This is a genomic window from Lysobacter tyrosinilyticus, from assembly GCF_054779815.1.
Window position 1 is genome coordinate 240539 of record NZ_BAAGXN010000004.1, and the last position, 17977, is coordinate 258515.

The 17977-nt window shown below is 64.2% G+C and carries 19 protein-coding genes; 17 read left to right on the forward strand and 2 right to left on the reverse strand.

The features are described from left to right. Window positions 1-146 precede the first annotated feature (146 nt). From ACYVGK_RS11820 to ACYVGK_RS11835, 4 genes are all read left to right on the forward strand, one after another. On the forward strand, window positions 147-779 hold the full coding sequence (locus tag ACYVGK_RS11820; protein ID WP_460734427.1) for a glutathione S-transferase family protein: 633 nt from the start codon (window positions 147-149) through the stop codon (window positions 777-779). Next, a complete protein-coding gene (locus tag ACYVGK_RS11825; RefSeq protein ID WP_460733893.1) occupies window positions 779-1549 on the forward strand; it encodes a hypothetical protein in 771 nt (256 codons plus the stop codon). The genes ACYVGK_RS11820 and ACYVGK_RS11825 overlap by 1 nt, the downstream gene beginning before the upstream one ends. 89 nt (window positions 1550-1638) lie before the next feature. Then, a complete protein-coding gene (locus ACYVGK_RS11830) occupies window positions 1639-3267 on the forward strand; it encodes a POT-type proton-dependent oligopeptide transporter (protein ID WP_460733895.1) in 1629 nt (542 codons plus the stop codon). Window positions 3268-3290: 23 nt separating this feature from the next. Then, window positions 3291-3893: a rhomboid family intramembrane serine protease gene (locus ACYVGK_RS11835; RefSeq protein WP_460733897.1), complete on the forward strand. Its 603-nt coding sequence runs from the start codon at window positions 3291-3293 to the stop codon at window positions 3891-3893. 30 nt (window positions 3894-3923) lie between these two features. Here ACYVGK_RS11835 and ACYVGK_RS11840 read toward each other — a convergent pair whose 3' ends face one another. Then, the gene (locus tag ACYVGK_RS11840; RefSeq protein WP_460733899.1) at window positions 3924-4121 is read right to left on the reverse strand and encodes a hypothetical protein; all 198 of its coding nucleotides are present in this window, start codon (window positions 4119-4121) and stop codon (window positions 3924-3926) included. Between the two features lie 226 nt (window positions 4122-4347). Here ACYVGK_RS11840 and ACYVGK_RS11845 point away from each other — a divergent pair, with 226 nt between their 5' ends. The 8 genes from ACYVGK_RS11845 (at window position 4348) to ACYVGK_RS11880 (ending at window position 13070) form a co-directional block, all read left to right on the forward strand. After that, window positions 4348-5238 (forward strand): hypothetical protein, encoded by an 891-nt coding sequence (locus tag ACYVGK_RS11845; protein WP_460733901.1) that lies wholly within the window; start codon window positions 4348-4350, stop codon window positions 5236-5238. A 1-nt stretch (window position 5239) separates the two neighbouring features. Further along, window positions 5240-5566, forward strand: a complete 327-nt coding sequence (locus tag ACYVGK_RS11850) for a GNAT family N-acetyltransferase (protein WP_460733903.1) — start codon at window positions 5240-5242, stop codon at window positions 5564-5566. Between the two features lie 75 nt (window positions 5567-5641). Continuing rightward, window positions 5642-6355, forward strand: a complete 714-nt coding sequence (locus ACYVGK_RS11855) for a pseudouridine synthase (protein WP_460733905.1) — start codon at window positions 5642-5644, stop codon at window positions 6353-6355. A 115-nt stretch (window positions 6356-6470) separates the two neighbouring features. Then, on the forward strand, window positions 6471-7310 hold the full coding sequence (locus ACYVGK_RS11860) for a DUF3298 and DUF4163 domain-containing protein (RefSeq protein ID WP_460733907.1): 840 nt from the start codon (window positions 6471-6473) through the stop codon (window positions 7308-7310). Window positions 7311-7374: 64 nt separating this feature from the next. Continuing rightward, window positions 7375-8499: a cyclopropane fatty acyl phospholipid synthase gene (gene cfa / locus ACYVGK_RS11865; protein ID WP_460734429.1), complete on the forward strand. Its 1125-nt coding sequence runs from the start codon at window positions 7375-7377 to the stop codon at window positions 8497-8499. 159 nt (window positions 8500-8658) lie between these two features. Then, window positions 8659-9933, forward strand: a complete 1275-nt coding sequence (locus tag ACYVGK_RS11870) for a glycerophosphodiester phosphodiesterase family protein (RefSeq protein ID WP_460733909.1) — start codon at window positions 8659-8661, stop codon at window positions 9931-9933. A gap of 378 nt (window positions 9934-10311) precedes the next feature. Continuing rightward, a complete protein-coding gene (locus ACYVGK_RS11875; protein ID WP_460733911.1) occupies window positions 10312-12408 on the forward strand; it encodes a M13 family metallopeptidase in 2097 nt (698 codons plus the stop codon). A gap of 272 nt (window positions 12409-12680) precedes the next feature. Continuing rightward, window positions 12681-13070, forward strand: a complete 390-nt coding sequence (locus ACYVGK_RS11880) for a VOC family protein (RefSeq protein ID WP_460733913.1) — start codon at window positions 12681-12683, stop codon at window positions 13068-13070. 21 nt (window positions 13071-13091) lie between these two features. On the opposite strand, the gene dinB is transcribed toward ACYVGK_RS11880, so the two are convergent. Continuing rightward, on the reverse strand, window positions 13092-14192 hold the full coding sequence (gene dinB / locus ACYVGK_RS11885) for a DNA polymerase IV (RefSeq protein WP_460733915.1): 1101 nt from the start codon (window positions 14190-14192) through the stop codon (window positions 13092-13094). A gap of 86 nt (window positions 14193-14278) precedes the next feature. Between dinB and ACYVGK_RS11890 the strand changes: the two genes are divergently transcribed. The 5 genes from ACYVGK_RS11890 to ACYVGK_RS11910 all read left to right on the forward strand — a co-directional run bounded on the left by ACYVGK_RS11890 (window position 14279) and on the right by ACYVGK_RS11910 (window position 17976). Next, window positions 14279-14911: a CDP-alcohol phosphatidyltransferase family protein gene (locus ACYVGK_RS11890; protein WP_460733917.1), complete on the forward strand. Its 633-nt coding sequence runs from the start codon at window positions 14279-14281 to the stop codon at window positions 14909-14911. An 86-nt stretch (window positions 14912-14997) separates the two neighbouring features. Further along, the gene (gene phaE, locus ACYVGK_RS11895; RefSeq protein WP_460733919.1) at window positions 14998-15990 is read left to right on the forward strand and encodes a class III poly(R)-hydroxyalkanoic acid synthase subunit PhaE; all 993 of its coding nucleotides are present in this window, start codon (window positions 14998-15000) and stop codon (window positions 15988-15990) included. Continuing rightward, window positions 15987-17072: a class III poly(R)-hydroxyalkanoic acid synthase subunit PhaC gene (locus ACYVGK_RS11900; protein ID WP_460733921.1), complete on the forward strand. Its 1086-nt coding sequence runs from the start codon at window positions 15987-15989 to the stop codon at window positions 17070-17072. The genes phaE and ACYVGK_RS11900 overlap by 4 nt, the downstream gene beginning before the upstream one ends. A 276-nt stretch (window positions 17073-17348) precedes the next feature. After that, complete coding sequence (locus ACYVGK_RS11905) at window positions 17349-17723, forward strand: DUF5329 family protein (protein ID WP_460733923.1); 375 nt, start codon at window positions 17349-17351, stop codon at window positions 17721-17723. 52 nt (window positions 17724-17775) lie between these two features. Next, entirely contained in the window at window positions 17776-17976 is a 201-nt protein-coding gene (locus ACYVGK_RS11910; protein ID WP_460733925.1) for a PspC domain-containing protein, read from the forward strand. Window position 17977: the final 1 nt, after the last annotated feature.

A 17977-nucleotide genomic window follows, 5' to 3' on the forward strand; every position in this document is an offset into this window, starting at 1 on the left:
GTCGGGATGGCGGATGGTAAGGCGTGATCGTCCGCACGCGCATTGCGCGATCGGTGACTTTGCGCACGCTACTGTTGGCGTGGTGTCAGCAGCGTCCGGGCGGCTTGCGTGCGATGATCCGCAGCAAGTCCACAGAGAGTCGCAGCATGTACTCGCTCTATTACGCCCCCGGCGCAGCCAGCATGGTCGTCCATTGGCTCCTGATCGAACTTGGCGTGCCGCACGAGTTGCGTCTGGTGGACACCAAATCCGGACAGCAGAAGTCGCCCGAGTATCTGGCCCTCAATCCCAACGGCGTGGTGCCGACCCTGGTTGACGGCGGGGTGCCGCGCTTCGAATGCAGCGCGCTGACGATGCTGCTCGCCGAACGGCATCCGGAAGCCGGGCTCTCGCCGGGCATCGATAACCCGTTGCGTCCCCAGTACCTGCAATGGATGTTCCATTTGGCCAATGCGGTGCAGCCGCTGTTCCGCATCTGGTGGTACCCGAACGAGCCTGCGGGTAATGCCAATGAAGAACTCGTCCGCGAGAGCGTGCGTCCGCGCATCGAGGCCGCATGGGACCGTCTCGACGCGCATCTGGGCGCACATGGTCCGTATCTGTTGGGCGACCACGTCAGCGCGGCCGACTTCTACCTCACCATGCTGATGCGCTGGTCGCGCAACATGCCGCAGCCGGCGACGACGTGGCCGCATCTGGCGGCGCTGGCGCAGCGAATGAAGGCGCGGCCGTCGTTCCGTGCCTTGTACGAAAACGAGGGGCTTACCGAATGGGCCTGATGTCCAAGCGGATGCGAGACAACGGTCGCCGACTCGCGCTTGCGGCCGGCGTGCTCGTCAGTCTGGCAACGACGGGTTGTGGGCAGATCCGGGACATCGGCGAGGAAATGGGCTGGATCGAGCCCCCGCAACAGCCGGCGCCCCCGCCGGAGGCTCCATCGCTTGAAAAGAATTGGGTGCCGGCCGCCGCGGCCGTTGCGGGGATCCCGCAGTCCAAGTGGGCCCAACACTGGTGGCAGTGGGTCGGCCGCTTCCCGAGCACCAATGAGCTTCCGACCCGTGACCTGGATGGGCGCCAGTGCGCGCAATTCCAGGAAAAGGACGGCGCGGTGTGGTTCCTGGCGGGTACCGACGGCAATTTCGAAGCCGCGCGCAGCTGCCGCATTCCGGCGAACAAGCATCTGTTCGTCCCGTTGATCAACTGGTTCGCGACCGAGGGCGACTGCGCGCAGAAGATCAGCGAGGCCAGACGCTTCGCGGATCACGTCCTCACCGGACTGGTGATCCTGGACGGGCGTCCGATCGGAGACTTTCAGGCGATGCGCGTTGCCAGCGGCACCTGCTTCGCGGCCTCCGGTGATCGACCGGCCGGCGCTACAGACGGTTACTGGTTGATGTTGTCGCCGCTGCCCGCCGGCCCGCACGTGCTTGCGATCACGGCCGCCCATCACGACGGTGGCAAGCAGATGCTGCAGAACTTCCAGTACAAGCTGGAAGTGGAAGGAACCCCCGTGGAGGCCACTCCGGCAGAGACGGAAGTGGCGAAGTAGTTTGCCTTTGCGGGCCGTAAACGGCCGGCTGAACGAGCCGGCCGCTTCGATCGGGTAGGCTTCCTGCATCCGTAGACCAGATGCCCCGCATGAGTGAAGTCGCCGTTCCAGCCGCGTCCGCCCGCCTACCCCGGCAGGTGCCTTACATCATCGGCAATGAGGCGTGCGAGCGGTTCAGCTTCTACGGGATGCGCAACATCCTGGTGCAGTTCATGGTCGGCAGCATCCTGCTGGCGTATCTGCCCGAGTCGGAGAGGGAAGGCGCAGCCAAGGATGTATTCCACAGCTTCGTGATCGGCGTGTATTTCTTTCCGCTGCTCGGTGGCTGGCTTTCGGACCGTTTCTTCGGCAAGTACAACACTGTGCTGTGGTTCTCGCTGATCTACTGCGCCGGTCATGCCTGCCTGGCGTTGTTCGAGGACAATCGCACGGGCTTCTACACCGGCCTGTTTTTGATCGCGTTCGGTTCGGGTGGCATCAAGCCACTCGTGGTGTCGTTCGTGGGCGACCAGTTCACGCGCGACAACAAGCACCTGGCGAAGCTCGTCTTCGATGCCTTTTACTGGACGATCAATTTCGGCTCGTTCTTCGCTTCGCTGCTGATGCCGTTGTTCTTGCGTAGCTATGGCCCGGCCGTGGCGTTCGGCATTCCTGGGGTCCTGATGTTCATCGCCACGGTGATCTTCTGGCTGGGACGCAGACAGTACATCCGCGTGCCACCGACGCACGGCCAGGATCCGCATTCGTTCTTCAACGTGGCGAGGACTGCGTTGGTCACGCAGGCCGAGGGACAGGCGCGGCCGGGACTCGCGGTCGTCACGTTCGGTGCGGTCGTCGCTGCCGTGCTGCTGCTGATCTCGATGCCCCTGCTGTTCGGAGTGGAGCTTCCGTTCTGGCCGAAGGATTTCGGCTTCGTCATTACCGCGTGTCTGGCCCTCGGCGTGCTGATCGCATTCGGCGGCATCGGGGTCTCGATGCAGCTGGAGCGTGCACGTGGCCATCATCCGGACGGTACCGTGGACAGCGTGCGCGCCGTCCTTCGCATCATCATCGTGTTTGCACTGACCACGCCGTTCTGGTCGCTGTTCGATCAGAAGGCCTCGACCTGGGTGCTGCAGGGCAAGTCCATGGCCGTCCCGCACGATCTGTGGTGGTGGCCGAGTTTCCTGGTCAAGGAAGCCGGGCAGATGCAGGCGCTCAATCCCGCACTCGTGATGCTGATCATCCCGTTCAACAATTTCGTGCTGTATCCGACGCTGCGCCGTATCGGATGGGAGCCGACCGCGCTGCGCCGCATGGGCTGGGGCATCGTGTTCTCAGGCATCGCCTGGGTGGGCGCCGGATTGATCCAGCTGCATATCGATGCCGGCCATTCGACGTCCCTGGCCTGGCAGACGTTGCCGTACCTTCTGTTGACCTTCGGTGAAGTGCTGGTCTCGGCCACTGCGCTGGAGTTCGCCTACAGCCAGGCGACCCAGTCGATGAAGGGCGTGATCATGGCGTTCTGGTATCTGACCAGCACCTTCGGCAGTTTGTGGGTGTTGCTTACGAACGCGGCCGTGCGCAATGAAACGGTGACCTCGCACATCGCATCGACCGGCTTGAGCGAGAACGCATTCCTGATGTTCTTTTTCGCCGCGTTTGCTTTCGCGGCAGCCCTCGCGTTCGCGTTGTATGCGCGTGGTTACCAGATGCAAGACAACTACCGCGCCGCCTGACGGCGCCAGAAATAGGACGTTCCATGCTGACCTTCATCCTGATTGCCGTGACCGTGGCGGTGTCCTGGCTCGCGTTCGAGAACCCGCGCGTGCTGCAGCGTCTGATCCTGTGGCCGCCCGCGATCGACCGTAACAAGCAGTTCGATCGACTGCTGACGCATGGCTTCATCCATGCCGACTGGTCGCACCTGATTTTCAACATGATCACGCTGTATTTCTTCGGTCGCGTGGTCGAGCGCGAAATGCTGGGGTACATCGGGCCGATCGGCTTCGTCCTGTTCTATCTGTCGGCGATAGTGGTTGCGATCCTGCCGACCTACATGCAGCACCGCCACGATGCGCGCTACAGCAGCCTCGGTGCGTCCGGCGGCGTGTCGGCGGTGTTGTTCGCCTCGATCATGCTCGATCCGTGGATGTGGATCATGGCGCCGCTGCCGGTGCCGGGTTTCGTGTACGGCATTGGCTATGTGGCGTATTCGTTCTGGAAGGACCGCCAGGGCGGTGGCAACGTGAATCACAGCGCACACCTGTCCGGCGCGGCTTATGGCGTGATGTTCATGCTGCTGATGGAGCCGAGCGTGCTGCAGGCATTCCTGCAACGGTTGGCGAGTCCGCGGCTCATGTAACGGCGGCTCGGCCGCTGGTATCGCGCCTGCTCAGGCGGCGTATCGCACTCGCGGCGAGGAGCCGGGCGGGGAGGCGCCGTAGGTCGCGAAGAGCCGCGCCTGAATCGTCGCATCGATGGCCGCCAGTTCTTCGGCGTGTTCTTCAGGATGGTCGGACAGCTCGAAGTAGCGATGCATCAGGGCTTCGTCGCTGAACTGCTCGTAGGTGCCGAATTGGGCCTGGGCCATGATCGTTCTCCTTCGTGGTACGGAATAGAAGCAGCTTCCGTGCCAGCGAAGGGCGGAGCCTTCGGTTCAATCGGGGTGACTTCCCTCGTCACCTGTATGCAGGTCAACGCAACCGGATGATCTCTACGGTCACCACTTTCGCTCACCCGATGTGAATGCCGCGCGTGTTATCCGTCCAGCGCGCAGAGCGCGGCGAATTGGCGCTGCACAAGCACACGGAGGCAGCATGGCAACCCGCAAGACCACCCGGACCGTCCGCAAGGCCGCCAAGAAGGCCGCTCCCCGAAACGCGGTGTCCAAGACCGGCTCCCGTAAGCAACCCGCGAAGAAAGTCGGGAAGAAGGCGGTGAAGAAGGCCGCCAGCAAGTCCGCGGTCGTCAAAAAGGCGGTCAAGAAGACCCCCAGGAGGGCCGCAGTCGTCAAGAAGGCCGTGAAGAAGGCCGTGAAGAAGGCCGTGAAGAAGGCCGCCGGCAAGGCTGTGAAGCAAGCAAAGCGGACAGCGACCAAGAAGTCGGTGCGCAAGGCCACGAAGGCTGTCGGGGGAAGCGTGAAACCGGCAACCAAGGCCCCCGCACGCAAGCCCGTACCCAAGAAGGCACCGGCGACGAAGGCAGCCAGGCAGTCCGCCCCGGCAGTCGAAACCCTCGAGCTGGCACGGCCCACGACCACCCAGGCGCCCGCCGGTCGCAGCACCGCCGCCAACCAGGGCGCGCGTGTTCGCACGGCGGGCAAGGCCACGGCGACCACGTCTTCCGCAAGCACCGCCTCCAAGCGCGCCCGCACTCCGCTTGTAACCACGGACGCTGGCGATACCGCTTCTCCCAAGCTCGAACCGCAGCGTATTACCCAGGAACAGGCCTTGGCGAACACACGCGAGTTGCTGGAAGCCAAGCATGCGCATGACCGCGAGCAGCCGCCTTGGCGGCAATTCGACCCCGACCGAGGCCACGCCGCACACGCGCATCAGGCGCAGGCGCCGGATTCCGGGGAGCAGGCGGAGACGCAGCAGGCACACGCACAGGCACCGCACGAAACGGAGAGCCGTCTTGAGGGCGTCCAGGGCAGCATCAGCGACCAGGATCGCGACGAGCAGGGCGGTACCGATGCGAAGGACTAAAATGTCTTCGCACTCTCTCGTCCGCGCCCGAACGGCCCGCCTGAACACCATGCAGCAGTACGACATCCACCATAACCCGGTCGCCCACCGTTTCACGACCACGGTCGAGGGTGTCGAAGCCGAGGTGACCTACCACTACGACGGCAGCATCCTGGTCATCAACCACACGGGTGTACCGCGTCCCATCGAGGGGCGCGGTATTGCCTCGGAGCTGGTGCGGGCGGCCTTCGAGTTCGCCCGTAATGCCGGTGCCAAGGTCCGGCCCGCCTGCTCCTATGCAGCCGTCTGGGTGCAGCGGCACCGGCAGTACGCCGATCTGCTGGCCTAGGCCGGTCCGACAGGCCCAGAGGCCGGGGCAGGGCTGACGGCGTATCATTCCCCGCCGTTTCCGCCCCTTTGCTCCATGCGCCTCAACAAACACATCAGCGACAGCGGCTTCTGTTCGCGTCGCGAAGCCGACCGACTCATCGCCGAAGGCCGCGTCACCGTCGGAGGGGTGCGTGCGCGCGTCGGCGCGGAAGTAGGCGAGGGCGAGGAAGTCCTGGTCGACGGCCAGAAGCTTCAGGTCCGCACGGTGGCCAAGGGCCAGAAGCGCCACGTCTACATCGCGCTGAACAAGCCGGTCGGGGTCACCTGCACCACCGAGTCGGACGTCAAGGGCAACATCGTCGACTTCGTCGGCCATGAGAAGCGCATCTTCCCGATTGGTCGCCTCGACAAGGATTCGGAAGGGCTGATCCTGCTCACCAGCAATGGCGACATCGTCAACGAGATCCTGCGCGCCGAGAACAAGCTCGAGAAGGAATACCTGGTCGCCGTCAATCACGCGGTCACCGACGAGTTCCTGCGTGGCATGAGCCGTGGCGTGCCTGTGCACGGACAGACCACATTGCCCTGCAAGACCGGACGCCTGGGCAAATTCGGCTTCCGCGTCACTCTGGTGCAGGGCTTGAACCGGCAGATCCGCCTGATGGCGGCGCATTTTGGCTTCCGTGTGAAGCAGCTGCTGCGTGTGCGCATCGGCAATGTGAAGCTCGGCCATCTCAAGCCAGGTCAATGGCGCAATCTCACCGACGCCGAACTGCGCGGGCTGCTTCCGCAACGCACCGAGTGGTGACCCTCGCGTCCGTGTGACCGATCGCGCTGCCGGTTCGACCGGCATTCCGCGTGAATGTGAATACGCAGATCACGATCCGGGCGATACTGTCCCCGGAATCACAAGGACTTGTTCCATGCGCACGAATGCACCGCGCAACCTGTTGAGTCTGGCTCCGATAGCGCTGGCATTGCTGGCCGCGCTTGCGGCCTGCAAGCGCGAGCAAACCGCCCAGACGGCGACCACCGCGACGGCACCACCGCCAGCGGTGCCCGCGGCCGCGCCGGGTCTCGAGCTGGCGGATGTCACCGAAAACACGCCGGCATACGTGGTCGGTATCAGTTACCCGCAGGTGGCCAATCGCTATCCGTCACTGGCCGCGGAATTGAAGCGTTATGCCGAAGCCGCGCGCGCGGATCTACTCGACGCCGCCAAGGGACGCGCGAAAGGCGAGGGCGCGGCGCCGTACGAACTGGTCCTGCCCTTCACCGAATTGCACGTGTCGCCGACCCTGGTTGCGGTCGGCGTGGACGGCAGCAGCTATACCGGTGGCGCGCATGGCGCACCGCTGATCGCGCGCTGGGTATGGTTGCCGCAGCAAAACCGGCAGCTGCAGGCCAGGGACCTCGTCATGGATGCGAAGGGCTGGGAAGCGATTTCCAGCCTGGTGCGCGAGCAACTGCATACCGCGCTGTCGCAGCGCGTGGATGCCGATGAGCTGCCTCCGGCCGAGCGCGTGGAAGTGCTCAAGAGCGCCAACAAGATGATCGAGGACGGTACCGAGCCCGATCCGGAGCACTTCAGCCAGTTCGAACCGCTGATCGGTAGCGATGGACGTATCCGCGCGCTGCGCTTCGTGTTCCCGCCCTACCAGGTGGGGCCGTATTCCGATGGCACGCAGACCGTGGAAGTCTCGGCCGTGGCCCTGCTTCCGTACATCGCGCCGGCCTACCGGAGCCTGTTCGAAGGAGGCTAGTTCCGTGCGTCATCGCAGCGCGAGCTGAACCGCTATGTCCGTGACGCCGTCCTCTTCGACCGCGATGCGGATCCATCCCTTCCGTCATCGGTTGGAGCAGCTTCTTGCGCAGGCGGATGTGCGCATGGATGGCGAGCGCGACTGGGACCTGCAGGTGCACGACCCGCGGCTTCCGACGCGCCTGGTGGTGCAGGGTTCGCTGGGATTGGGCGAGTCGTACATGGACGGCTGGTGGGATGCGCGCTCGCTCGACGGCCTGCTGTATCGGCTGCTTGATGCGCACCTCGACGAGCGCGTGCGCGGACTGCCGGCCTTGCTCGATGGGTTGCGTGCGCATCTGTTCAACCTGCAGACGCGCAGCCGCAGCTTCGTGGTGGGGAAGCGCCACTACGACCTGGGCAACGACCTCTATTCGGCGATGCTCGGTCGGCGCCTGGTTTACAGCTGCGGTTACTGGCACGAGGCGCGAACTCTGGACGACGCGCAGGAAGCCAAGCTCGATCTGATCTGTCGCAAGCTCGGGCTGCAGCCGGGCATGCGCGTGCTGGATATCGGCTGCGGTTGGGGCGAGGCGTTGAAGTTCGCGGCCGAGCGTTACGGCGTCAGCGGCGTCGGTGTGACCGTTTCCGGCGAGCAGGCCGAATTCGCGCGGCAGCTGTGCGCGGGGCTGCCCATCGAGATCCGCGTGCAGGACTATCGCGTGTTGGCAGGGGGGAGCGAAAAGTTCGACCGCGTTTTCTCCATCGGCATGTTCGAGCACGTCGGCGCCAAGAACTACCGCCGCTATTTCGAAGTCGCCCGCGCCTGTCTGTCGGACGACGGCCTGTTCCTCTTGCACAGCATCGGCAACAACGTCTCGCAGCACTACACCGATCCGTGGATCGCGCGCTACATCTTCCCGAATTCGATGCTGCCCTCGGCCGCGCAGATCGCGAAGGCCGTCGAAGAGCTGTTTGTGATTGAGGACTGGCATGGTTTCGGACCCGACTACGATCGCACGCTGCAGGCCTGGCGGGCCAATATCGAGGCCGCATGGCAGCGGTTGCCGACCTACGACGAGCGCTTCCGCCGCATGTGGCGCTTTTATCTGGCGGGCTCCATGGCCAGTTTCCGCGCGCGTCGCATCCAGCTGTGGCAACTGGTGTTGTCGCCGCATGGCATCCAGGGCGGCTATGCCGCGCCGCGCTGATCGCGCCACCCGCGTGCACGGAGCGACCTGAAGCCGCTTGCCGGCCTCTCACTCGGCCGTCTGACTTGCAGCAGTCAAGCTTTCGAAACCTGCGACGGCCAGCATGCATCGGCCGACAGAGGGGAGTCGGCTTTCCCCGACTTTCCAAAGAGGTTCATGATGCACAGCAAGCTGCTTGTTGCCGTTACCTGCGCCCTCCTGGCGCTCGCATCGACGGCAAATGCCAAGGACGCCAATGCCGTGACGCCCGTACAACGCGCCAATCACCAGGGCTTGATCGTTATCGGTCATCGCGGTGCGAGCGGGTATCGCCCCGAGCACACACTCGAGTCCTATCGCCTCGCGATCCGCCAAGGCGCCGACTTCATCGAGCCGGATCTGGTGGCGACCCGGGACGGTGTCCTCGTCGCCCGACACGAAAACGAAATCTCCGGCACTACCGACGTCGCCAATCATCCGGAATTCGCCAACCGCCGCACCACCAAGGTGATCGATGGCAAGACGCTGACCGGCTGGTTCACGGAGGACTTCACTCTCGCCGAGCTGAAGAGCCTGCGTGCGAAGGAGCGCATTCCGGACGTGCGTCCGGAGAACACGCGCTACGACGGGATGTTCCAGATTCCGACCTTCGCCGAAGTCGTGCGCCTGGCCAAGGCCGAGAGCCGCGATGGCCATGTGATCGGCGTGTATCCGGAAACCAAGCATCCGACCTGGTTCGCCAGCGAGGGCCGGCACCTCGATGGCAGCCCGATCGGGATCTCGCTGGGTCGCAAGCTGGTGGAGACGCTGGTCGCCGAGGGCTTCACCGACCCGCAGCGCGTCTACATCCAGAGCTTCGAAGTCGCCAACCTGATCGAGTTGAAGAAGTCGATCATGCCTTCGGCGGGTGTCGACTTTCCGCTGGTGCAGCTGTTCGACGACATCTACTCCGCCGGCCCGTACGACTTCCGCTGGAACGCTACGCACGGTGCCGATCTCAATGCGACCTATGGCGGGCTGGTCGGCGTCGTCGGCGGCATCGATGCCGGCACGAAGTACCAGGCGCTGGCGGGCGAATCGGCACTGCAATGGATGAAGGCCAACTACGCCAGCGGCATCGGACCTTGGAAGGTCAACATCCTGCCGCGCGCCGCATTGACGCCGAAGGTCGATGCCGACGGCGATGGCAACGCGCAGCTCGCCACGCGCAACCATGGGCTGGTGCATCCGTTCCTGTCCTACGCGCTCAAGGCGGGACTGGTGGTGCACCCATACACCTTGCGCGCGGAAGAGCAATATCTGACGCAGGGGCCCAACGGCATCAACCAGTCCGTGGTGGCCGAGGCGGTGCAGCTCTACGGGTTGGGCGTGCAGGGGTTCTTCATCGACCAGCCTGATCTCGGTGTGGCGGCGCGCGACATCTTCCTCGACGTCAGCCAAACCGGACCGCGATAACGCGGAAGCCCATCGACCGCGTCAGCGGCCCGGACAGATAAACCGCGAGTTCTGCCTTGTAGAGCGGAGCTCGCTCCGCTGCTTTTTGAGGGTTGCAGTAGCGCCGGGCCCGCGCCCGGCGCGTTAGCGGTTGGGCAAGCGCGATCGGGCGGTCCCGAATCTACAAGAGCACGGCAGCGGAGCAAGCTCCGCTCTACAAAAAAGAGACCGTCAATCGGGCCGACAGATTGCCATTTGCTGCCTGCAAGGGCCGGCGGTGTTGTTCTAGTCCGAATGTCACATGCCACCGGCCGTGAGCAACTGCTACGTTCGGGAATACCGCATGGCCTGCGACAGGGCATCCATGCCCTGCGGCCATCCCTATTCACGGAGATATCCATGGCCGTTCCTTCGAAGAATCCGCTGGCCGCAGCCTGCGTCCTTGGCGTATTCATGCTTGCCGGTTGCGCGGGCGACCACGCAACGCCGGAAGCCCAGGCTTCCACCGCCTCCGCCGCCACGTTCAAGCTTGACGAAAGCAAGCTGCCGCAAGTCGCCGGCTTCAAGGCGAGCGACCTGGATCCGGCTAAGGGCGCTTGCGCCGACCTCGATGCCTACGTCAACGGCAAGTGGAAGGCCGCCAATCCCATCCCTGCAGACCGCACCGACTGGGGCCTCTACGAAATGATGAGCGAGCGTTCGCTCGCCGTGCAGCACCAGCTTGCCGAGCATGCGGCCGCGGACAAGGCGGGCGGCGTCGAGAAGATCGTCGGCGACCTCTGGGCGACCGGCATGGATACCGACAAACTCAATGCGCAGGGCATCAAACCGCTGCAAGGCCGCCTGGACGCGATCAACTCGCTGGCCGATGGCGGGGCCGTCGCCGATTTCCTGCGCGAGTCCTATGCCAAGGGAGAGGGCTTCGTGTTCGGCTTTGGTCCGTCGCCGGACTTCAAGGATTCGAATACCAACATCGCTTATGCGACCCAGGATGGACTGGGCCTGCCGGACCGCAACTACTACTTCGACGCCGACAAGAAGGACGCGCGCGAGGCGTACCAGGCGCATGTCGCCAAGTTGCTGGAAATGTCCGGCGTGCCTGCGGCCGATGCCGCCGCGCAGGCCAAGGATGTGATGGCGTTCGAGACCCGCCTGGCGAAGGTGTCGAAGTCGAGCGAAGAGCTTTCGCGCGATACGGCGCTCTACTACCACCCCGTGTCCATCGCCGAAGCCGACAAGCTGACTCCGCATTTCCCGTGGAGCAAGTTCTTCGCCGCGCAGGGACTGGATGCGCCGAAGATGTTCTCGCTGGCGATGCCGGAGTTCCAACAGGAATTCGATCGTATGCTAGCCGGCGTTCCGGTCGCGACCTGGAAGAGCTATCTGCGCTTCCACACGCTGGACAGCGCAGCGCCGTATCTGAGCGATGAATTCGTGCAGCAGCACTTCGAATTCCACAGCAAGGCGTTGAACGGCCAGAAGGAGATCAAGGACCGCTGGAAGCGCGTGTTGGGCACCGTCAACGGCCAGGCCGGCGAGGCGATGGGCCAGTTGTACGTCAAGGCCGCGTTCCCGGCTGATTCCAAGGCCAAGGTGCTGGCGATGGTCGAGAACATGCGCGACGTGCTGAAGGCGCGTCTGGAACACCTGGAGTGGATGGGCGACGCCACGCGCCAGAAGGCGTTGGCGAAGTGGGCGACGTTCACGCCCAAGATCGGTTATCCGGACAAGTGGCGCGACTGGGCCGGCCTGCAGACGAATCGCGACAGCTATATCGGCAATGTGCTGGCCGCGAACGAATTCAACTACAAGTGGGGCCTGGGCAAGATCGGCAAGCCAGTCGACCGCACCGAGTGGGGCATGAGCCCGCAGACGGTCAATGCCTACTACAACCCGCAGCTCAATGAAGTCGTGTTCCCTGCGGCGATCCTGCAGCCGCCTCTGTTCGATCCCAGGTCAGACGACGCGCTCAACTACGGCAATACCGGCGCGACCATCGGCCACGAGCTGATGCACGGCTATGACGATCAGGGCAGCCGCTTCGGGCCCAGCGGCAACTTCGAGAACTGGTGGACGCCGTCCGATGCCAAGGGCTTCGCCGATCGCAGCGAGAAGCTGGTGCAGCAGTTCAACGAATTCGAAGCGTTGCCGGGCATGAAGGTCAACGGCCGCCTCACGTTGGGCGAGAACATCGCCGACCTCGGCGGCATCGAGGTTGCCTACGACGCGATGAAGAAGGCGGCGGGCAATACGCCCGATCCGATGATCGAAGGTATGAACCGCGACCAGCGCTTCTTCGCAAGCTATGCATTGAGCTGGCGCAGCTCGATGACGCCGGAATCGCTCAAGGTGCTGGTCGCCACGAACCCGCACGCCCCGGCGAATTTCCGCGCGATCGCGCCGCCCGCGAACATGCCGGAGTTTGCGACGGCGTTCCAGTGCAAGGACAGCGATCCGATGGTGCGTCGTGGCGACAAGCAGGTTGTGATCTGGTGATCTGGTTGTTTTCGCCCCTCGCCCCGCTTGCGGGGTGAAGGCGGGTGCTTGTGCGCCACTGGCGCACGCCCGACTGAACGCCCTTGCGCTATGCGCAAGGGCAGGGGGCATAGCGAGGGACAGCGTTGCGAAGCAACGCAGGGTGAGGGGGCGTCAGCGTTAACTGCTGAACCGGCATTGCCGCTTCGTTCGCCCCTCATCCGCCCTTCGGGCACCTTCTCCCCGCACGCGGGGAGAAGGACCAGCTGGCGTCAGGCAGAAGGAGAAGGCCGGTGAAGCGTACGTGGACAATTATTGGCGTAGCTGATGTCGCTCGAAGCTTCGGCTGGTACCAGCAGCTGTTCGGCCAGGCCAAAACCGGGCCTGCCCACGAGTATTTCGGACAAATCCTGGATACGGACGGGACCGTCCTGCTCTGTCTTCATCAGTGGGGATCCCACGATCATCCGACGCTTGCCAGTCCCGACCACTCCCAACCCGGCAACGGGCTGCTCTTGTTCTTCCGTGTGGACGACTTCGACGAAACGCTGAGTCGGGCCCGCGCTCTTGTTCCGACGCTCGAAGAAGAGCCCGGCCTGAATCCCAATACGGGTACCAGTGAGTTTGCGCTGCGCGATCCTGATGGCTACTACGTCATGGTCAGTGCGCTTGCCGCGCCCTGACGATCCGTTCAATCGGAGTCGTCAACCGAACAGATCTTCCTGCGCCGCCGCACTATCCGGATCCACGAATCCCGACAGCCCCACGCCGACCAGCCGATAACGCGTCTGGCTCGGCAGATCCACGCGTGCGCGCAGCTCGCTGGCGATTTCGGACAGTTGCTCCAACGTCGAAGGCCGCGTCGATGGTGTCAGGCTCCGCGTCAGCGTGCGGAAATCGGATGTCTTGAGCTTCAACACCACCGTGCGCGCAAGGCGGCCCTGGTGCGATTCGAGTTCGTGTTCGTAGCCCCGCCAGGCTTTCTCCGAGAGACGACGAATATGTGGCTCGAGCTCCTCGAGCAGCAGGTCGCTTTCGAAGGTGTCTTCCGCGGAGATCTGCATCGTCGGGCGTTCGCTTTGCACCGGATGCTCGTCGATCCCGAGCGACAGCTCGTGCAGACGCTGGCCCCAACGGCCGAAACGCAGTTCGAGTTCCTCCACGCGCAGTGCACGCAAGTCGCTGACCGTGGTGACGCCAAGCTGCGCCAGCCGGCCTTCCATGACCTTGCCCACGCCCGGAAGCCGTCCAACAGGCAGCGCTTCCAAGAAGGCGAGCACCTGATGCGGCCGGATCACGAAGATGCCATCGGGCTTGCGCCAGTCGCTGGCGATCTTGGCGAGGAATTTATTGGGTGCGACCCCGGCCGATGCGGTCAGTCCGGTCTCTTCGCGGATCGCCGCGCGGATGGCCTCCGCGGTCTCGGTCGCGGTCGGTAGCCCGGTCTTGGTGATGGTGACGTCGAGATAGGCCTCATCCAGCGACAAGGGTTCGATCAGATCCGTATGCCGCGCGAAGATCTCGCGTACCTGCCGCGACACCGCCTTGTAGCGGTTGAAGTCCGGCGGCACGAAGACCGCCTGCGGACACAGACGTTCGGCCCGCACGGCCGGCATCGCCGAACGCACGCCGAACTTCCGCGCCTCGTAACTGGCCGCGCACACCACCGAACGCGCCCCCCGCCAGGCCACGACGACGGGCTTGCCGCGCAATTGCGGATCGTCGCGCTGCTCCACGGACGCATAGAACGCATCCATGTCGATATGCACGATCTTGCGGGGCGAAGCGGAGGGTGGCGAGAACACCTCGGAAGTTTAGCTCTGCGACTGTTTCGCGGTTTGCGACACCGTCGGACTTGCCGCGAAGGCGCTCGCTTGGCAGCATCGCGACCATGAATCAGCCCTCGCCGAACCGACGTCACTTCTCCATGATCCGCGGCTTCCACCTGGCCGACTGGTTCACCCTGGCCAATGCCTTCTGCGGCACTGGGGCCATCTTCGCCGCGATGCGCTTCCTCCAGGACGGCGTGGTCAACGATCTGTTGATCGGCATGGCCCTGATCCCCGCAGCTTTCATCTTCGACGCGCTTGACGGCCGCGTGGCGCGCTGGCGCCAGGCCTCGTCGACGCTGGGGCGCGAGCTGGATTCGCTGGCCGACGTGATTTCCTTCGGTGTCGCTCCCGCCGCCCTGGCCTACGCCTGCGGCCTGCAGGGCGCTTGGGACTGGGCGGTGCTCAGCTATTTCGTCGGCTGCGGCGTGAGCCGTCTGGCGCGCTACAACGTCACCGCGGAGCAACTGTCCGGTGGCGGCGACAAAGTGAAGTACTTCGAAGGCACGCCGATTCCCACTAGCCTGTTGCTGGTAGTCGTGCTGGCGGTGGCCGCCTGGCAGGGCGCGCTTGGCGACAACGTATGGCTGGGCGTGGTCAAGCTGGGGCCGTGGCAGTTCCATCCGCTGGTACTGATGTTCGCGCTGTCCGGTTCGCTGATGATCAGCAAGACCCTGCGTATTCCGAAGCCGTAACCGCGGCATCCAATCGCGCCGCCCGCAAATACGCCGCCCTGCAACAAGCGGGGCGGTATCATCCGTCGCCTTGACGGAGGAATGCGATGGCCAGCGGATTCAACGACTTTGAACAGCTTGCACGCCAGTACTGGGGCGCCTGGGGCGAGGCGATGCGGAGCAGCACCGCGCCGGCCCAGCCCTCAGTACCGAATTGGAACGATGCGCTGGGCTGGTGGTCGCAGCTGGCGCAGGGCGCCGCGAAGTCGAATCCGGCCAGCGGCGTAGACGATGCGGTGAACCGTTTCCAGTCGCAGGCGCAGCAATGGTTCGGACAGATGCAGCAACTGGCGGCGCAGTTCGCCGGTAAGCCGGCACAGCCTGCCGATATCGTCTCCGCCTGGCAGCGCATGCTGGGCGTCAACGCCAGCAACGCGTTTGCGGACATGTTCAAGGGCATGTCCGGCCCGGGACAGCATGGCGTGGAGCAGTGGCTGGAACAGATGGCGCCGATGCTGCAGACGATGCAGCGCGACGGTCGCAGCTGGCTGGGCCTTCCGGCGTTCGGCTTCGCGCGCGAGCACCAGGAACGCTGGCAGGCGCTGGCGCAGGCACAGCTGGACCTGCAGGAAAAGACCAACGCCTACAACGCATTGATGACCGAAGCCACGCAGCTGGCCTTCCGTCGCTTCGAGGACAAGCTGGCCGAACGCAGCGAGCCCGGGCGCCAGCTCGGCTCCGCCCGCGCGCTGTTCGACCTGTGGATCGATGCCGCGGAGGATGCCTATGCCGAGATCGCGTTGTCGCCGCGGTTCCGCGAGACCTATGGCGACTTCATCAACGCACAGATGAAGGTTCGTGCCGGCCTGCAGCGCGAAGTCGAGCAGTACTGCGGCCAGCTTGGTATTCCCACCCGCACCGAGATCGACTCGGCCCATCGCAAGATCGTGCAGCTGGAGCGCGAGCTGCGGCGCCTGCGCGATGCCTTGCAGGAGCGCGCGCCGGCGGAGTCGCCGACGATCAAGCCGGCTGCGGCCAAGGCTCCCGCCAAGAAGGTTGGCGAGAAGACCGCCGCGAAGAAGAAGGGAGCAGGCGCATGAGCCCCACCGATCTCCATGGCCCGTTCAGCTTCACGCCCGACTCGCTGTCGCAGGAGGCGGCGCAGATCCAGGCCAAGCTGCGTGCCGGCCTGGACACGCTGCACGAGGTCGACGACGTCAATTACGGCGCGACGGCGCGCGAGGAAGTCTGGCGCGATGGCAAGGTCGCGCTGTATCGCTTCAAGGGTGAGCGCACGCCGACATCGAAGCAGCCGCTGCTCATCAGTTATGCGCTGGTGAATCGTCCGTACATGGTCGACCTGCAGAGCGACAAGTCCATCGTGCGCGGCTTGCTCGAACGTGGCCAGGACGTCTACGTGCTCGACTGGGGCTATCCGGACCGCTCGGACCGTTACCTGGAACTCGAGGACTACATCCAGCGCTTCCTCGGTGGTGCGGTGGATCATCTGCGCCGCGCGTATCGGACCGACGCGATCAACCTGCTCGGCATCTGCCAGGGCGGTGCGTTCTCGCTGTGCTATTCCGCGCTCAATCCGAAGAAGGTCCGCAACCTCGTCACCATGGTCACGCCGGTGGATTTCCACAGCGACGACAACATGCTGTCGAACTGGGTGCGTTGCCTCGATGTCGACGCATTCGTCGACACGCTCGGCAACGTTCCGGCCGACTTGATGAATTGGACCTACCTCACGCTCAAGCCGTGGCGGTTGTTCGTTCAGAAATATGTCGGGATGGTCGACATCTTGGACAACAAGCAGGCCCTGGAAGATTTCCTGCGCATGGAGAAGTGGATCTTCGACTCGCCGGACCAGGCGGGCGAGGCTTTCCGCCAGTTCGTTACCCAGTTCTACCAGCGCAATGGCTTCGTCAATGGCGGCATCGAAATCGGTGGACGCCCCGTGGACCTCGGCTACGTCGATATGCCGGTGTTGAACATCTATGCCGAACAGGACCACCTCGTTCCGCCGGCCGCATCGAAGGCGCTGAAGGACCTTGTCGGCAGCGACGACTACAGCGAGCTGTCCTTCAAGGGCGGCCACATCGGCATCTATGTGTCGAGCCGCGCCCAGCGTGAGGTCCCCAGCGCGATCCACGACTGGCTGGAACAGCGCGCGCGCTGATCGGGCTGCGGAGCGGCCAAGGAGGAAGGGGGTACGACGCCCGCCATTCGGTCAGACAGCGACGTACCCCCGTCCTTGGGGGTCATATCGAGTCGCGAGTTCAGTGCGATTCGTGATCCAGCATGTCGTTCACCGCATGCTGTCTTCGAGTCGGATGATGCCTCGCGTCGATCGACGCAGGCATCCGGCAAAACCCCCAGTGAGATCCGGCCGAGAACCACCACTGGGTTCAGGTTGATTGACTAGACTCGGCACGAGTTCCTACGAATCGCGCGCATGTCCCTGCTTCGGTTGTCCTTCCTTCTGGCCCTGGTTACGCCGACGGCGTTGGCGGCACCGCCGCCGCGAGCCGCCGCGGAAATCGATTACCTGATCACGTCCCTGGGCCGTTCCGGCTGCGACTTCCAGCGCAACGGAATCTGGTATCAGGCACCCAAGGCGGAGGACCACCTGCGCCGCAAGTACGAATGGCTGCGTGATCGCAACAAGGCCGCCACTGCCGAGCAGTTCATCGAAGGCGCCGGTACCCGCAGCAGCATGAGCGGCCTCGCCTACCATGTGCGTTGCCCGGGACGGCCGGTCGTGGATTCGGCGGACTGGTTGCGCGACCGGTTGCACGAAATGCGTGGCCGTGACGTTCGCGGCCACTGATTCCTGCGAACTATCAGGACTAAACTCGCTGCGTCTTCAGGAGGACGGCGCCATGAACGCTCCGCGCACACTTTCCCGCTCCCGCGACGACCGCATCCTGGCCGGCGTGATGGGAGGCATCGCACGGCGTTTTGGCTGGAGTTCGACGCTGGTGCGCATCCTGTATGTCATCGTTTCGGTGGCATCCGCGGCGTTCCCCGGAATCCTGGCCTACCTGATCCTGTGGCTGCTGATCCCGGAAGAGGGCAGTTGAC

Bases quoted from the DNA above. Each gene is read 5' to 3' on its own strand.
- ACYVGK_RS11820 (WP_460734427.1), top strand. From the start codon at position 147: ATGTACTCGCTCTATTACGCCCCCGGCGCAGCCAGCATGGTCGTCCAT.
- ACYVGK_RS11830 (WP_460733895.1), top strand. From the start codon at position 1,639: ATGAGTGAAGTCGCCGTTCCAGCCGCGTCCGCCCGCCTACCCCGGCAG.
- ACYVGK_RS11890 (WP_460733917.1), top strand. From the start codon at position 14,279: ATGAATCAGCCCTCGCCGAACCGACGTCACTTCTCCATGATCCGCGGC.
- ACYVGK_RS11860 (WP_460733907.1), top strand. From the start codon at position 6,471: ATGCGCACGAATGCACCGCGCAACCTGTTGAGTCTGGCTCCGATAGCG.
- cfa (WP_460734429.1), top strand. From the start codon at position 7,375: ATGCGGATCCATCCCTTCCGTCATCGGTTGGAGCAGCTTCTTGCGCAG.
- phaE (WP_460733919.1), top strand. From the start codon at position 14,998: ATGGCCAGCGGATTCAACGACTTTGAACAGCTTGCACGCCAGTACTGG.
- ACYVGK_RS11835 (WP_460733897.1), top strand. From the start codon at position 3,291: ATGCTGACCTTCATCCTGATTGCCGTGACCGTGGCGGTGTCCTGGCTC.
- ACYVGK_RS11900 (WP_460733921.1), top strand. From the start codon at position 15,987: ATGAGCCCCACCGATCTCCATGGCCCGTTCAGCTTCACGCCCGACTCG.
- ACYVGK_RS11850 (WP_460733903.1), top strand. From the start codon at position 5,240: ATGTCTTCGCACTCTCTCGTCCGCGCCCGAACGGCCCGCCTGAACACC.
- ACYVGK_RS11870 (WP_460733909.1), top strand. From the start codon at position 8,659: ATGCACAGCAAGCTGCTTGTTGCCGTTACCTGCGCCCTCCTGGCGCTC.
- ACYVGK_RS11845 (WP_460733901.1), top strand. From the start codon at position 4,348: ATGGCAACCCGCAAGACCACCCGGACCGTCCGCAAGGCCGCCAAGAAG.
- ACYVGK_RS11875 (WP_460733911.1), top strand. From the start codon at position 10,312: ATGGCCGTTCCTTCGAAGAATCCGCTGGCCGCAGCCTGCGTCCTTGGC.
- ACYVGK_RS11840 (WP_460733899.1), bottom strand. From the start codon at position 4,121: ATGGCCCAGGCCCAATTCGGCACCTACGAGCAGTTCAGCGACGAAGCC.
- ACYVGK_RS11825 (WP_460733893.1), top strand. From the start codon at position 779: ATGTCCAAGCGGATGCGAGACAACGGTCGCCGACTCGCGCTTGCGGCC.
- ACYVGK_RS11905 (WP_460733923.1), top strand. From the start codon at position 17,349: ATGTCCCTGCTTCGGTTGTCCTTCCTTCTGGCCCTGGTTACGCCGACG.
- ACYVGK_RS11910 (WP_460733925.1), top strand. From the start codon at position 17,776: ATGAACGCTCCGCGCACACTTTCCCGCTCCCGCGACGACCGCATCCTG.
- ACYVGK_RS11855 (WP_460733905.1), top strand. From the start codon at position 5,642: ATGCGCCTCAACAAACACATCAGCGACAGCGGCTTCTGTTCGCGTCGC.